General features: G+C 69.7%; 14 protein-coding genes. 7 read left to right on the forward strand and 7 right to left on the reverse strand.

Annotated features, from left to right (window positions below):
* The first annotated feature begins 22 nt into the window (after nt 1–22).
* The 3 genes from N787_RS11985 to N787_RS11995 are packed head-to-tail and all read left to right on the forward strand — an operon-like array spanning nt 23 to nt 3,056.
* Entirely contained in the window at nt 23–859 is an 837-nt protein-coding gene (locus N787_RS11985; protein ID WP_211252167.1) for an NAD-dependent epimerase/dehydratase family protein, read from the forward strand.
* On the forward strand, nt 856–1,830 hold the full coding sequence (locus N787_RS11990; RefSeq protein ID WP_052575432.1) for a glycosyltransferase family 2 protein: 975 nt from the start codon (nt 856–858) through the stop codon (nt 1,828–1,830). Before N787_RS11985 ends, N787_RS11990 begins: the two co-directional genes overlap by 4 nt.
* On the forward strand, nt 1,827–3,056 hold the full coding sequence (locus tag N787_RS11995; RefSeq protein ID WP_034214459.1) for a polysaccharide biosynthesis protein: 1,230 nt from the start codon (nt 1,827–1,829) through the stop codon (nt 3,054–3,056). The genes N787_RS11990 and N787_RS11995 overlap by 4 nt, the downstream gene beginning before the upstream one ends.
* A gap of 16 nt (nt 3,057–3,072) precedes the next feature.
* Here the strand turns inward: N787_RS11995 and N787_RS12000 are convergent, their stop codons facing one another.
* The 5 genes from N787_RS12000 to N787_RS12020 are packed head-to-tail and all read right to left on the reverse strand — an operon-like array spanning nt 3,073 to nt 7,476.
* Entirely contained in the window at nt 3,073–3,474 is a 402-nt protein-coding gene (locus N787_RS12000) for a GtrA family protein (RefSeq protein ID WP_052575433.1), read from the reverse strand.
* On the reverse strand, nt 3,471–4,148 hold the full coding sequence (locus N787_RS12005) for a class I SAM-dependent methyltransferase (RefSeq protein WP_034214461.1): 678 nt from the start codon (nt 4,146–4,148) through the stop codon (nt 3,471–3,473). The genes N787_RS12000 and N787_RS12005 overlap by 4 nt, the downstream gene beginning before the upstream one ends.
* Nucleotides 4,149–4,182: 34 nt before the next feature.
* Nucleotides 4,183–4,677 carry an NUDIX domain-containing protein gene (locus N787_RS12010; protein WP_052575434.1) on the reverse strand — a complete coding sequence of 165 codons (495 nt, stop codon included), beginning with the start codon at nt 4,675–4,677 and terminating at the stop codon, nt 4,183–4,185.
* Nucleotides 4,678–4,702: 25 nt separating this feature from the next.
* On the reverse strand, nt 4,703–6,106 hold the full coding sequence (locus N787_RS12015) for a mannose-1-phosphate guanylyltransferase/mannose-6-phosphate isomerase (RefSeq protein WP_034214464.1): 1,404 nt from the start codon (nt 6,104–6,106) through the stop codon (nt 4,703–4,705).
* Nucleotides 6,107–6,126: 20 nt separating this feature from the next.
* Entirely contained in the window at nt 6,127–7,476 is a 1,350-nt protein-coding gene (locus N787_RS12020; protein ID WP_034214466.1) for a phosphohexomutase domain-containing protein, read from the reverse strand.
* A gap of 156 nt (nt 7,477–7,632) precedes the next feature.
* Here N787_RS12020 and N787_RS12025 point away from each other — a divergent pair, with 156 nt between their 5' ends.
* Nucleotides 7,633–8,442, forward strand: a complete 810-nt coding sequence (locus N787_RS12025) for a D-hexose-6-phosphate mutarotase (protein ID WP_052575435.1) — start codon at nt 7,633–7,635, stop codon at nt 8,440–8,442.
* Nucleotides 8,443–8,448: 6 nt separating this feature from the next.
* Here N787_RS12025 and N787_RS12030 read toward each other — a convergent pair whose 3' ends face one another.
* Together N787_RS12030 and N787_RS12035 are read right to left on the reverse strand one after the other, a co-directional pair.
* Nucleotides 8,449–10,842: a hypothetical protein gene (locus tag N787_RS12030; RefSeq protein ID WP_034214471.1), complete on the reverse strand. Its 2,394-nt coding sequence runs from the start codon at nt 10,840–10,842 to the stop codon at nt 8,449–8,451.
* Between the two features lie 4 nt (nt 10,843–10,846).
* Nucleotides 10,847–11,899: a glycosyltransferase family 2 protein gene (locus tag N787_RS12035; RefSeq protein ID WP_034214474.1), complete on the reverse strand. Its 1,053-nt coding sequence runs from the start codon at nt 11,897–11,899 to the stop codon at nt 10,847–10,849.
* Nucleotides 11,900–12,042: 143 nt separating this feature from the next.
* Between N787_RS12035 and N787_RS12040 the strand changes: the two genes are divergently transcribed.
* The 3 genes from N787_RS12040 to N787_RS12050 are packed head-to-tail and all read left to right on the forward strand — an operon-like array spanning nt 12,043 to nt 13,806.
* On the forward strand, nt 12,043–12,786 hold the full coding sequence (locus tag N787_RS12040; RefSeq protein WP_034214477.1) for a CoA transferase subunit A: 744 nt from the start codon (nt 12,043–12,045) through the stop codon (nt 12,784–12,786).
* On the forward strand, nt 12,786–13,421 hold the full coding sequence (locus N787_RS12045; RefSeq protein ID WP_034214481.1) for a CoA transferase subunit B: 636 nt from the start codon (nt 12,786–12,788) through the stop codon (nt 13,419–13,421). Before N787_RS12040 ends, N787_RS12045 begins: the two co-directional genes overlap by 1 nt.
* 7 nt (nt 13,422–13,428) lie before the next feature.
* Nucleotides 13,429–13,806, forward strand: coding sequence for a GtrA family protein (locus N787_RS12050; RefSeq protein WP_245594012.1), 378 nt, complete (start codon nt 13,429–13,431; stop codon nt 13,804–13,806).
* Nucleotides 13,807–13,831 lie beyond the last annotated feature (25 nt).

Here is a 13,831-nt window from a genome sequence, read left to right on the forward strand (position 1 = left end):
ACGTGCCGCCCGCCGGGCACTGGTGACGGGCAGCGGGGGCTTCCTCGGGCGCAGGCTGGTGGCGCGGCTTCGCGCCAACGGCTGGGACGTGGTCGAACTGGGGCGCGCCAACGGCTTTGACCTGCTCAGCGACGAGCTGCCCGCCCGCGCCGGCGACCTGGTGTTCCACCTCGCGGCGGAGACCGGCGTGCCCGACTCCTGGGACAATCCGGCGCGGTTCCACCTGGTCAACACCCACGGCACCGTGCGGGTCCTCGATGCCTGCCGCCGTGCCGGTGCCAGCCTCGTCTTCGTCGGCGCGTACATCTACGGCGTCCCGGTACAGCTGCCCATCTCCGAGGCGCACCCGCTGGACCCCAACAACCCGTACGCGTTCTCGAAATGGATGGCCGAGCAGGCCTGCGAGTGGTTCGCGCGGCAGTACTCCATGAACGTGACGGCGGTGCGCCTGTTCAACGTCTACGGTGCGGGGCAGAGCGACCGCTTCATCGTTCCCCGGATACTGACCCAGGCATTGGACGCCAGCGCGCCTGATATCCGGCTGCTGGACCTGGAGCCCCGGCGCGACTACCTCTACGTCGATGACGCCGTCGACGCCCTGTTGGCGTCCGAGTCATCGGGTGGCTACCGGCTTTACAACGTCGGCAGCGGCAGCTCGCACAGCGTCCAGGACGTGGTCGACGCGGTATTCGCCGCGGTTGGCAGTTCCAAGCCCGTGGTCGCCACCGGCGAGAAGCGTCGCAATGAGATACCGGACGTGCGCGCGGACTGTTCGCGATTGCATGCCGACAGCGGATGGTCCCCTCGTTTTTCCCTTGAGGCTGGCATCCGCGCCATGGTCCAGGAGTCGCCCCGATGAAGCACGTACAGGTGCTGTGCCCCGTATTCCGCGAAGACGAAGTCATCCTCGAGTTCCACGCGCGGCTTCGCGCCGCGCTGGAGCCGCTTCGTGACCGCTATCTGTTTTCATTCATCTATGCGATGGATCCTTCGCCGGACCGAACTGAAGAAGTGTTGCAGGGCCTGAGCGAGCGCGATCCGGAGGTGCAGGTGCTGGTGATGTCGCGTCGCTTCGGGCACCAGGCCGCACTGATCGCTGGTATCGAGGTGTGTGACTGCGATGCTTTGGTGATGCTCGACAGCGATGGCCAGCATCCGCCCGAGTTGATCCCGACGCTGCTGGCGCAATGGGAGTCGGGTGCGCAGATCGTCCAAACCCTTCGCAAGGACGGCGGCGAGACCGGGCTCCTGAAACGTTCGGCCTCGGCGGCGTTCTACCGCATCATCTCCCGGATCGGCTCGATCGAGCTGCAGGGAGGCGCGGCGGACTACCGCCTGCTGGATCGAGAGGTGGTGACGGTGCTGCGCGAGCAGTTCGGCGAGCGGAACTTCTTCCTCCGGGGCCTGGTTGCCTGGGTGGGCTATCGCGTCGCCTTCGTCGAATTCGAGCCGCGCAAGCGCATGAGCGGCACGTCCAATTACCGGGCCTCGATCCTGATCAACTTTGCGATACAGGGCATCAGCTCGTTCTCGAAGGTCCCACTGCGCCTTTGCACGATCACCGGGCTGGTCATCGCGGCAGGCAGCGTGCTCGCCGCGACGCTGATGGTCGGCAGCTACCTGATGGGCACCGCCACCGCCCCGGGCTGGGCCTCCCTGCTGGCCTTCGTGGCCTTCCTCGGCGGCGTGCAGCTGTTCTTCATGGGCGTGTTCGGCGAGTACCTGGGCCAGGTGTTCGACGAAGTCAAGGCACGACCCCGCTACCTTATCTCCCGTCGCCACGGCGAAGCGGTGCCCGTGGCCGCGCGCAAGAAGGAACTCCAGCAATGATCGACAGCCAAGCCATTTCCCAGTCGATGCTCGACCAAGCGGTGCTGCAGCGGAAGGCGTCGCACTTCGCACCGGACATCCTCAGTCGCCGCGACGCGCTGCTCGAGGCCGTCGCCGGCCGGCGCGTGCTGGTTGTCGGGGGTGGCGGCACCATCGGCTCGGCCACCACGATGCTGCTGGCCGACCTCGCGCCGGCCTGCCTGCACGTCGTGGACCAGAGCGAGAACTACCTGGCCGAACTCGTGCGCGACCTGCGCGGGCGGCCCGGTGGCCTCGCCGTCGGTGATTTCCGCACCTTGCCGCTCGACTACGGCTCGCCCGTGATGGGCCGATTGCTCGCCGACGAGAAGCCCTATGACCTGGTGCTCAACTTCGCCGCGCTCAAGCACGTGCGTTCGGAGAAGGACGTCTATTCCCTGCTGCAGATGATCGACACCAACGTGGTCCGCCACGTGCGCTTCCGGCGCTGGCTAAACCAGTCGGGCCACGGCCGTCGCTACTTCGCCGTGTCCACCGACAAGGCGGCGAATCCGACCAGCCTGATGGGCGCCAGCAAGCGGGTGATGGAGGACGTGGTGTTCGCGCCCGACCTGGCCGGCGGCGGCGAGCAAACCACGGCGCGCTTCGCCAACGTCGCTTTCTCGAATGGCAGCTTGCTGCAGGGCTTCCTCGTTCGGCTTGCCAAGATGCAGCCGCTCGCCGTCCCGCGCGACACGCGCCGCTACTTCGTCTCCCAGGTCGAGTCGGGCGAGATCTGCCTGTTGGCGGCGGCGCTTGGTCGCGCCGGACACGTGCTGTTCCCGCGCCTGGACCCGGTGAGCGAGCTGCAGCTGCTGGAGGAGGTGGCCGCCCGGGTGCTGCGGCTGCATGGCTACGAGCCGGAACCCTTCTACGATGAGTCACTGGCGCGCGAGTCCGTCGCGGCGCTCGCGAGGGAGAAGCGCTGGCCGCTGCTGCTCACGCCGCTCGATACCAGCGGGGAGAAGCCCTACGAGGAATTCGTTGGGCAGGGTGAGCACCTGGTCGACAGCGGCCTGGAGACGCTCGCCGCGGTGAAGCACCTTTCCACCGGCGCCCTCGACGGCGAGGTGATCGCGATGCTCGAGGACGCCGTTGGCCGGGTCGATGGCCCGGTCAACAAGCAGGCCATCGTGGATGCGATCCAGAGCGTGATTCCGGGCTTCGCGCACCGCGAAACCGGCAAGACTCTCGACGACCGGCTGTAGCGCTTGGCGGCGGCCGTCAGCGGACAGCCGCCCGCGGGCCGTCCGGTGGCAGGCGGAACACGAAGAACTTGTTGAGCAGGAAGGTCACGCCGATGTAAACCACGCCGGCCACCACCTGCGACCATGCCTCGTGCAGCCCGAGGTGCAGGCAGGCCAGCAGTACGGCCAGGTTCGCCAGGTAGGCCACCACGAACGCCGCCACGAAGCGGCCAAGCTCCGCGCCGGCACCGGCCTTGCTCTTGAAGGTGAACGCCTTGTTGAGCGTGAACGAGATCGCGAGGCCGCCGAGATAACCGGCCACGTTGCTCGGCACCGGTCCGATGCCGAGCAGGTACATGCAGCCAAAGATGATCGCGTAGCCGATCGCCGTGTTCAGCACGCCGACGATCACGAAGCGGAACAGTTGCCCGATGATCAAGCGCGGCCCGCCTTCACCCAGTACTGGCCACCCAGCGGCAGCCAGGTCAGGTAGTCCTCGAGCGGTGCCATCCAACCGATCTTCGGCGGGATGAACAGGCAGTAGCCCCGGCCCTGGACCGCCATGCCCGCACCCTTCATCAGCCCCGCCAGTTCGGCGGGCTTAAGCAGGATGGCATCGGCGTCGTAGGGGCAGTTGTCGACGATGCGCCGGGTGACGGGGTTGTACGGGTTGTGCTCGAAAACGCAAAGGGTGCCGCCGGCACGCAGGCGCGTCGACAACAGCGCCAGCGCGCCCGGGCGTTCTGCCGGCGGGATGTGGTGGAAAACGCCGGCGACGAAGATCAGGTCGAAGTCGCCCAGCGCCAGGTTGGCGTGCTCGCCTTCGAAGCGGACGCCGGGATTCTCCGTTCGGGCGATCTCGAGGCTGGCCTCGGAAATGTCGGTGCCGATGATCTCGGCGCCCGGAAATGCCGCCTGCAGGTAGGAAACGTTACGGCCGATGCCACAGCCGTACTCCAGGATCCGCGACACCGGGTGGCGGGTCGACTTCTTCACCAGCTCGACCTTGTACTTGGCGAAGTACTGCTCGCTGGAGGAGAAGAAGCTCGTTCCCTCCCGCAGCAGTTGGTTGTAGTTGTCGGTGTACTTGTCGAAGTCCACTTTGTCGGTCATGGCTTGGTGCTCCTGCGGGCCCGGCGGGCTGCGCTCAGGGAATGCGGTCGAAGAAAGGGTAGCGCTGCGCGCCGGCCTCGAGGTAGCCGGGTTGGCCGGCGCCCAGCGACCGCAGGCGGCGGGCAATGGTCGGCGCCAGCAGCGTGTCGCAGGTTTCGTGGTCCGCGAACAGCAGCTCGACGATCTCGCTGCCATCAGGGCGGAGGGCGCGAGCGGTCGCGTCGTCGAGGGCGTTGCAGTGGAATAGGAAATGCATGGCTTCGCTGAAGCGCTCGCAGGCCGGCACGTAGTCCACGCAGGCCAGGCCGAGGACGGTGGTGGCCAGGCCGATCTCTTCGTGGAGTTCGCGCACCAGCGCCTCGCCGGGGCTTTCACCTTCCTCGACCACGCCGCCCGGCAGCAGCCATTCGGGCCGATAGGAGGGTCTGAGGATCAGCAGCCTCCCCTGGGAATCGTGGATCAGCGCGCCGACCGAACAGCGCTTGCGCGCGAACGACCCGGCCAGCGCCGTGACAGCCTGGCGGGTCATGGCTCGCGTCCGAGCCGGCAATTCGTCACTTGTCGCGCCCGTAGACATCCTCGAACCGCACGATGTCATCCTCGCCCAGGTAGCTGCCGGACTGCACCTCGATCAGCTCCAGCGGCAGCTTGCCCGGGTTCTCGAGCCGGTGCACCACGCCCAGCGGGATGTAGGTGCTCTGGTTCTCGGTGAGCAGGATCACCTCGTCGCCGCGCGTCACCTTGGCGGTGCCGCTGACCACGATCCAGTGCTCGGCGCGGTGGTGGTGCATCTGCAGGCTCAGCGTGCCGCCCGGCTTCACGGTGATGCGCTTGACCTGGAAGCGCTCGCCGTTGTCGATCGAGTCGTAGGCGCCCCAGGGGCGGTAGACCTTGCGGTGCCAGGTGGCGTGCGAGCGGCCGTCGCGCTTGAGGCTGCCGACGATGTCCTTCACTTCCTGGATGCGGTCGCGGTGGCCGACCAGCAGCGCGTCGTCGGTGTCCACCACCACGATGTCCTCCAGGCCCACCATCGCGATCAGGCGCTCGCCGTGGGCGTAGGAATTGCGGCAGCCGATCGAGATCACGTCGCCGTGCCAGGCGTTGCCGTCGGCGTCCTGCGGCGACACTTCCCACAGCGCGGCCCAGGAGCCCACGTCGCTCCAGCCCGAGTCCAGCGGCACCAGCGCGGCGTCGGCAGTCTTCTCCATCACCGCGTAGTCGATGGAGTCGGAGGGGCAGGCGGCGAAGGCCTCGCCGTCGAGGCGGATGAAGTCCTCGTCGCGCTTGGACTTGACCAGCGTCTCGCGGCAGGCGGCGAGGATGTCCGGCTTGAGCCGGCCGAGCTCGGCCAGGTAGCGCGAGGCGCGGAACAGGAACATGCCGCTGTTCCAGTAGTACTGGCCGGACGCCACGTAGGCCTCGGCGGTGGCGCGGTCGGGCTTCTCGACGAACTTCTCGACGGCGCGGACGCCCTCGCCGGTGGCCTTGATGTAGCCGTAGCCGGTTTCGGGCCCCGTGGGCTGGATGCCGAAGGTGACCAGCTTGCCGGCGTCGGCCTGCGCGCGCGCCAGCTGCACCGCGGCGTGGAAGGCGGCGACGTCGACGATCACGTGGTCGGACGGCAGCACCAGCAGCAGCGCGTCCTCGCCTTCGGCCATCGCCTCGAGCGCGGCCACGGCGATCGCGGGCGCGGTGTTTCGGCCCATCGGCTCGAGGATCACGGTGGCGCCTTCGGCACCGGCTTCGCGCAGCTGCTCGGCCACCATGAACCGGTGCTCGGCGTTGGCCACCACCATCGGCGCGTGGCCGGCCAGGCCGGCGACGCGGCGCCAGGTGGCCTGCAGCATCGTGTCCTCGCCGACCAGGGGCAGGAACTGCTTGGGATAGGCCTCGCGCGACAGCGGCCAGAGCCGGGTGCCGGAGCCGCCGGAAAGGATGACGGGAAGGATGTCGGTCATGTCTGGGATGTCCTGTGCGGTCAGGCGCTGATCAGCGCCGCGATGTCCTGGGTGCGATCGTGCATCAGGCGGGGGTTGCCGCGCGACTCTACGTTGAGCCGCAGCAGCGGCTCGGTGTTGGAGCTGCGCAGGTTGAAGCGCCAGTCGCCGAAGTCGGCGCTGAGGCCGTCGGTGCGGTCGTAGGCTGGCGCCAGCGGGTCGAACTTCGCCAGCACCCGCGCGATCGCGGCGCTGGCATCGGCGACCTTGAAGTTGATTTCACCGCTGCAGGGGAAGGCTGCCATGCGGTCCTCCACCAGCTCGGCCAGCGATTGCCCGGTGGCCGATACCAGGCCGGCGATCAGCAGCCACGGGATCATGCCCGAATCGCAGTAGGCGAAATCCTGGAAATAGTGGTGCGCACTCATCTCGCCGCCGTAGATCGCGCCCTCGGCGCGCATGCGTTCCTTGATGAAGGCGTGGCCGGTCTTGCTCATCACCGGCGTGCCGCCGGCGGCCCGGACCATCTCGACGGTGTTCCAGACCAGGCGCGGGTCGTGGATCACCTTGCCGCCGGGGCGCTTGGCGAGCGCGGCCTTCGCCAGCAGGCCCACCAGGTAGTAGCCCTCGATGAAGCGGCCGTCGGCGTCGAAGAAGAAGCAGCGGTCGAAGTCGCCGTCCCAGGCCACGCCGAAATCGGCGCCGCTGGCGCGAACGGCCGCGGCGGTGGCGTCGCGGCACTCGGGCAGCAGCGGGTTGGGGATGCCGTGAGGGAAGGTGCCGTCGGGCTCGTGGTGCAGGCGCACGAATTCGAAGGGCAGGTGCGGCGCCAGCTGGTCGATCACCAGGCCGGCGCCGCCGTTGCCGGCGTTGACGACGATCTTCAGCGGCTTGAGCGCGTCGCGATCGACATAGCCCAGCAGGTGCCGGATGTAGTCGGCCTTGCCATGGTCGGCGCGGACGTGGGCGGAAGGCGCGGCCAGCGCGCCCGTCATCGCCACGGCGGCATCGTGGATCGCGAACAGCCCGGTGTCGCCGCTGATCGGGCGCGACTGCTCCCGGACCAGCTTCATGCCGTTGTAGTCGATCGGGTTGTGGCTGGCGGTGACCATCACGCCGCCGGCGGCCGCGCGGTGGAAGGTCTGGAAGTAGACCTCCTCGGTGCCGCACAGGCCGATGTCGATGATGTCGCGGCCGCGGCTGCGCAGGCCGTCGGACACGGCCTCTTGCAGGCCCGGGCTGCTCAGCCGGATGTCGTGGCCCAGCACCACCGGGCCCGGGCCCAGGACATCGGCCATGGCCGCGCCGATGCGGCCGGCCAGGTCGGCATCGAGCTGGTCGGGCACGCGCCCGCGGATGTCATAGGCCTTGAAGCAGGGGAGTCGGGTCAACAGGGGCTGCCGGGGGTCACGGGGAGTTCGATTATAACGGGCGGCGTCGCGGCCTTGCGTGACTGATGCCTAAGCCAGCCCGTGGGCGGCACGGGGGCGTCGCCCGTGCGGATCGATACAATCCACCCCTTGCCCGCTGCCCGGAGTGCCGTCCCGATGCGTCATTTGCGCCTGGAATCGCCCGAGGGCGCCTGCGTGGACGTCAGCGCCCAGGGCGCCCAGGTCCTGTCCTGGCGGGATGCGTCCGGGCGTGAGCGATTTTTTCTCAGTCCCAATGCGGTGTTCGCGCCCGGCCAGGCGATCCGGGGCGGCGCGCCGGTGGTGTTCCCGCAGTTCTCGGGTCGCGGGGCCCTGCCAAAGCACGGTTTTGCCCGTGGCCTGCCCTGGACCGCCGGTCCCGTCGAAGCCTTGCCCGACGGACTGAGCCGCCTGTCGCTTTCGCTGAACGCCTCCGCCGAAACTCGCGTGCTCTGGGCCCATGAGTTCGAGGCCGTCATGGAGATCACGCTCGGCGCGCGCGAGCTGGAGATGCGCCTTCGGGTTCGCAACACCGGGCCGGCACCGTTTGCGTTCACTGCGGCGCTGCACAGCTACTTCGCCGCGGACCTGTCGGACGCGCGCCTGCGGGGGCTGGCCGGACGGCCCTACGAAGACGCGGCCGACGGCGGACGCTGGCGCCTGCAGGAAGGCGACGAGGTGGCCTTCGGCGCGGAGCTCGACCGCGTCTATCCGGAAGTCGCCGACGAACTGACCCTGGTGGCCGGGGGGCAAGGCCTGCGGATCGCCGCCGATGGGTTCCGCGATGTCGTCGTCTGGAACCCCGGCCCGGTACTGGCCGCCGCGCTGCCCGACCTGGGCGCCGGCCAGCACCTGCACTTCGTCTGCGTGGAAGCAGCCAACGTGCTGCACCCGGTGGTGCTGGCGCCCGGGCAGGCGTGGTCCGGGGCGCAGCGTCTGTTCGCCTGACGGGCGTCAGGGGACCGGCGCGATCCACGCGTCGTCGCGGGCACAGCCTTCGCGACCGCACAGGCGGTCCAGGACGCGTGCATGCAGCGCCGCGTCGGCGAGCAGGTCATGGCGCCACGCCACCCGCGCCTGCGCATCGGATACGACACGGCCATCGGCCGCACGGCTTGAAACCGCCAGGCCACGCGCGCCTGCCGCGCCCGGCAGCGCGAAACGGATCCGGCTTAGGCCCTTGCCGTTCTGCCCGCAGGTAACGCGATGCGCGAACGCGTTCGCGTCGGCGCGGGCAAGCGACAGCGTCCATTCGACGATGATCGTCGTGCCCGGCCGCGGGCATGCAAAGGCCAGCTCCGCTTCGCCCAGGAAATCGGCGTCGCCGACGGGCGCCGCGCGGTGGCCGCCCGCCGCCGGCAGCATCGGGATCCACTCGGGCGACAGGCGATAGAGCCGCGCGGGCCCCGCCTCGGCCAGCACGGATGCGTTTCGCTGCTGCAGATAGGCCGTAAGCGCCGGATCGGCGCCGGCGTCGCGCGCGATCAGCAGGTTGGCGCCGCTTGCCTCGAGCAGGCGGCTCCAGTCGGCACCTTCGCCCGCGTCCAGCAGGCCCGACAGCCGCGGGTTGTACCAGTTGTGCCCGAAAGCGCGGCCCGGGAGTTCGGCGGGGTAGGTGTGCTCGCGGTCGGCGTAAAGCACGCGGTCCCCCGGCAGCGCGAGTTCGCGCACTTGGCGCGCCAGCAGGCGTTCGGGCACGAAGCGCAGCAGCACTTCGTCGGCGCCCTTGCCGACATGGAAACGAACGGCGCCCCAGAGGTGCATCCAGTTCGCGGTGGGCGCCAGCAGCAGCTGCACCGCCACCAGCGCGGCCAGCATGGCCTCCTTCCAGCGCGACGGTGCGGGCACCAGCGCCGCGACCAGGGCCGGGATCACCAGCGCCAGCGACGGGTGCGCGTAGCGCAGGTACTGCACCTGCGAGAACACCAGCAGCCCGCCGGCAAGCCCCACCAGCAGCAGCGGGCGCAGGCGGCGATCGGCCACGCCGACGAGGCCGCCGAGCAGGGCCAGCGTGACCAGCCCCGCGGCGCCCGGCACGGACTCGTAGTAGCGCGGCGTGTCGACGACCAGCCGCCAGGGCAGCCACGCATCGAGGCCGGTCTGCCAGAGCGGGTCGACGAAGGCCTCGCGCGCGAACCACGGCGATGCGAACACGTGGTTGAACAGCGGCAGCACCGGGTTGCCGGTCAGGCCCCACGCGTAGGCATAGCTCGAGCCCGCCGTGAACAGGAACAGGCCCGCCGGCAACGGCAGCGCGCGCAGCGGCGGCAGCCCGCGCCAGCGCACCAGCAGCCACGCGAGGATCGGCAGCAGCAGCAAGGCGTGGCTGGCCTTGGCGCCCATCATCAGGCCGGCCAGCACCGCGCACAGGCGCAGCGTCGCCGGATCGTCGCAGCGGCCGCCGCGCTGCACCACCAGCGCCAGCGCCGCCAGCATCGCCGGGCTCGCAGCCTCGACCTGCAGGCCGCCGGTCATCGCCACCGACACCGGCAGGCTGGCGTAGAGCATCGCCGACAGCCACGCCAGCCGCGGCGAGAGCTGCAGGCCCCGCGCCAGTTCGCGCACCAGCCAGGTCGCGGCCGCGAGCCAGAACACGTTCAAGGGGCCGGTGGTTTCGCTGCCGGCCAGTACCGACACCACGCCGTGCAGCACGTCGGTGGACCACGGCGCCAGCGTCCAGACCTGGGTGCCGACCTCGAAGCGGGAATGACCAAAGTCGAGCAGGCTCCAGATCAGCCCAAGGTGGTAGCCGAGGTCGTCGGACATGCGGATCGGCAGCCAGGCCGGCAGGCTGGCAATGCAGAGCAAGCCCGCGGCGGCGATGCTCGCCCTCGGCGCCGCGCGCCGCGCCTCGGCCAGCGCGTGGCCGGCGTCGCGCAGCTGTACCCACACCGCGTGCCGGCGCCACGCGACCAGCGCCGCGAGCGCGAGAAACCAGACGGCGGCGAAATGAACCGGGAACGGCAGCAGCCAACCCGCCACGGCCGCGACCACGCCCAGGCCCGCAATGACGCGCGCCCACGGCGAAGCCAGCGCAGGCAGCCGCAGCAGGTCCCCCACCGCAAGGCCGGCGGCCAGCAGCAGTGACGTGGCCAGCAGGCCGGGCAGTCCGGCATACGCGATCGCCGGCCCGCCCAGCCCGACCGCCAGCAGCGACAGCGCGCGTGGCCACCGCAGCAGGCGCGCCGGCACTTCGGCCAACAGGGCGATGGCGGCCAGCACCACCAGCATGTCGATCGCGTTGCGTTCGATGCGGTCCCAGGGGATGGCGGCGACGAGCAGCGCCGCGACCGTGGCCGCCAGGCCGCCGGCCAGCAGCAGGCTGCGTGCGAGGGGAAACGACGCCATGGGCTCAGCCGCGCCGGGTCGCGGCCCGGTGCGCCAGGACCTTGTGTAGCGGACGACGCGGCATCGCGGCTATGTCGTGCCCGAGGAATGCCAGCAGCAACTGCAGTCCGCTGACCACCGCCACGGTGGCGATCATGATCGTGCCCACCGGCGTCGCAACGCCGGCCTGTGCCGAATGCCACCAGTGCCAGCCGCCGAAGCCGGCGCCGAAGGCCAGCAGCGAGATACCGAGCACGAGTTCGATCGACGCCAGCGTCAGGTCGCGCAGGAAATAGTTGTAGATGATGCGCTTGAGCAGGTTTCGTGCATGGCCAAGCGAGAACTCGCCCACGGCCCGCGGCAAGCTCAGGTGGCTGGTCTCGTCGCCGTAGCGCGCGTCCATCGGTACGTCGATCACCACCGCGCGCTCGATGTTGAGGCGGAACAGCAGGTCGGATTCGAAGAAATAGCGCTTCGCCACCAGCTCGAACGGCAGCCGCGCGGCGACGTCGGCATGCAGCGCGGTATAGCCGTTGGTCGGGTCGTAAACGTCCCAGTAGCCGGTGCTGGCCTTGGCCATGAAGCCCAGCCCGAGATTGCCGAGGCGACGGAGAAGGGGCATGTCGCCGATCCGGCGCAGGTCCCAGAAGCGGTTGCCCTTGGTGTAGTCGGCCTCGCCGGAAAGGATCGGGGCGACCAGCACACCGAGCATGCCGGGATCCATCTGCCCGTCGCCGTCGAGCTTGACGATCACGCGGGCGCCGTCCTGCACCGCGCGCGCATAACCAGTCATCACCGCGCCGCCCACCCCCTGGTTCACCGGGTGGCACAGCAACTGGACGCGCGGGTCCGTCGCGCCCGCGGCGATGTGGTCGCCGCTGCCGTCCGGGCAGGCGTCGTCGACGCAGTAGATTCGGTCGACTTCGGGGCCGATGCGCGCCAGCAGCGGCAGGATGTGCCGGACCACCCGGTAGCACGGCATCACCACGGCGATGCCGGAGCGCCAGGCCGGAAGCGCAGCGTCGGCTTCGGGAGGGCGGGTTTCCACGGCGGCAGGGGTGGTCGGGGCGGGGGTCATCCGTCGCGGGTCGAAGTCCGGGAATGTCTGTGCGGGAGGATAACGCAAGGCCGCACGGGCGCCCCGGCGCGCCGGCCGAAAGTACGATCCCCGGCTGGGGGCGCAGCCGCTAGAATGGCGGCTTCCAGACGCTGAGGATGCCCATGACGTCGCCAAGCCCCCAGGCCGCCGGTGCCCGCCGGTCCGGCAAGCTCTATCCCGATGCCGCCGCCGCACTCGCCGGCCTCGTCGCCAACGGCCAGACCCTCGCGGTCGGCGGTTTCGGCCTCTGCGGCATTCCCGAGGCGCTGATCGCCGCGCTGCGCGACTCCGGCGTCAGCGGGCTCACCGCGATCTCGAACAACGCCGGCGTCGACGGCTTTGGCCTGGGCCAGCTGCTGGCCACGCGCCAGATCAGCCGGATGATTTCGTCCTACGTCGGCGAGAACAAGGAGTTCGAACGGCAGTACCTTGCCGGTGAACTGCAGCTGGAATTCAACCCGCAGGGCACGCTGGCCGAACGCCTGCGCGCCGGCGGCGCCGGCATCGCGGCGTTCTTCACCCGCACCGGCTACGGCACCATCGTCGCCGAAGGCAAGGAAACGCGGCAGTTCGACGACGGGCACTGGTACGTGCTCGAGACCGCGCTCAAGGCCGACGTGTCGCTGGTGAAGGCGTGGAAGGCCGACACTGCCGGCAACCTGGTGTTCCGCAAGACCGCGCGCAACTTCAACCCGGCCTGCGCGATGGCCGGCAAGGTCTGCGTGGCGGAAGTGGAGGAGCTGGTGGACGTCGGCAGCCTCGATCCCGACCAGGTGCACCTGCCGGGCATCTACGTCGACCGCATCGTGGTCAACCCCACCCCCGAGAAGCGCATCGAGCAGCGCACCGTGCGAGGAGCGAAGTAATGGCCTGGAATCGTGACGAGATGGCCGCCCGCGCCGCGCGCGAGCTCAGCGACGGCGCCTACGTGAACCTGGGCATCGGCCTGCCGACCCTGGTGGCCAACCATATTCCGGAAGGCATGGACGTGTGGCTGCAGTCCGAGAACGGCCTGCTCGGCATCGGCCCGTTCCCGACCGAGGACGAGGTGGACGCCGACCTGATCAACGCCGGCAAGCAGACCGTCACCGCGCGCGCAGGCGCCAGCTATTTCGGCAGCCACGATTCGTTCGCGATGATCCGCGGCGGCCACATCGACCTGGCGATCCTGGGCGCGATGGAAGTGACCGACCGCGGCGACCTCGCCAACTGGATGGTGCCCGGCAAGATGGTCAAGGGCATGGGCGGCGCAATGGACCTCGTGGCCGGCGTGAAGCGCGTGGTGGTGCTGATGGAGCACACCACCAAGAACGGCGAGCCGAAGATCCTGCCCCAGTGCACGCTGCCGCTGACCGGCGTCGGCGTGGTCAACCGCATCATCACCGAGCTGGCCGTGATGGATGTGACCGGCGACGGCCTGGTGCTGGTGGAGATGGCGCCCGGTGTCACCGAGGACGAGCTGGCCACCAAGACCGGATGCGCGTTCCGCCGGGCGGGCTGAGCCCGTGGTGTTGCGCCAGCTGGTGGGCTTCGGCCTGGTGGGCGGCGCGCAGCTGGTGCTGGACTGGGCCTGCTTCGTGTTGCTGACCATGGCCGGCATGCCGGTGGTGCCCGCCAACCTGGTCGGACGCGTCGCGGGCGCCTCAATCGGATTCTGGCTCAACGGGCGCTACACCTTCGCCGGACCGGGGCGCCCGCCGCTCGGGCGACGCCAGGCGCTGCGCTTCGCGCTGTTCTGGCTGGTGATGTCGACCGCCAGCACCGGCGCCGTGCAGCTGCTCGATGCGCAGCAGGGCCTGCACGCCGCATGGCTTGGAAAACCGCTGGTGGACGGCCTGCTGGCCGCGCTGGGCTTCGTCGCCTCGAAGTTCTGGATCTACCGCTGAGGCTTCACGCGATCGCCGGCAGCGG

This window comes from Arenimonas metalli CF5-1, from assembly GCF_000747155.1.
In the GTDB taxonomy this organism is placed as follows: domain Bacteria; phylum Pseudomonadota; class Gammaproteobacteria; order Xanthomonadales; family Xanthomonadaceae; genus Arenimonas; species Arenimonas metalli.

Bases quoted from the DNA above. Each gene is read 5' to 3' on its own strand.
- N787_RS12040 (WP_034214477.1), top strand. From the start codon at position 12,043: ATGACGTCGCCAAGCCCCCAGGCCGCCGGTGCCCGCCGGTCCGGCAAG.
- N787_RS12030 (WP_034214471.1), bottom strand. From the start codon at position 10,842: ATGGCGTCGTTTCCCCTCGCACGCAGCCTGCTGCTGGCCGGCGGCCTG.
- N787_RS11995 (WP_034214459.1), top strand. From the start codon at position 1,827: ATGATCGACAGCCAAGCCATTTCCCAGTCGATGCTCGACCAAGCGGTG.
- N787_RS12005 (WP_034214461.1), bottom strand. From the start codon at position 4,148: ATGACCGACAAAGTGGACTTCGACAAGTACACCGACAACTACAACCAA.
- N787_RS12010 (WP_052575434.1), bottom strand. From the start codon at position 4,677: ATGACCCGCCAGGCTGTCACGGCGCTGGCCGGGTCGTTCGCGCGCAAG.
- N787_RS11990 (WP_052575432.1), top strand. From the start codon at position 856: ATGAAGCACGTACAGGTGCTGTGCCCCGTATTCCGCGAAGACGAAGTC.
- N787_RS12045 (WP_034214481.1), top strand. From the start codon at position 12,786: ATGGCCTGGAATCGTGACGAGATGGCCGCCCGCGCCGCGCGCGAGCTC.
- N787_RS12035 (WP_034214474.1), bottom strand. From the start codon at position 11,899: ATGACCCCCGCCCCGACCACCCCTGCCGCCGTGGAAACCCGCCCTCCC.
- N787_RS12015 (WP_034214464.1), bottom strand. From the start codon at position 6,106: ATGACCGACATCCTTCCCGTCATCCTTTCCGGCGGCTCCGGCACCCGG.
- N787_RS12025 (WP_052575435.1), top strand. From the start codon at position 7,633: ATGCGTCATTTGCGCCTGGAATCGCCCGAGGGCGCCTGCGTGGACGTC.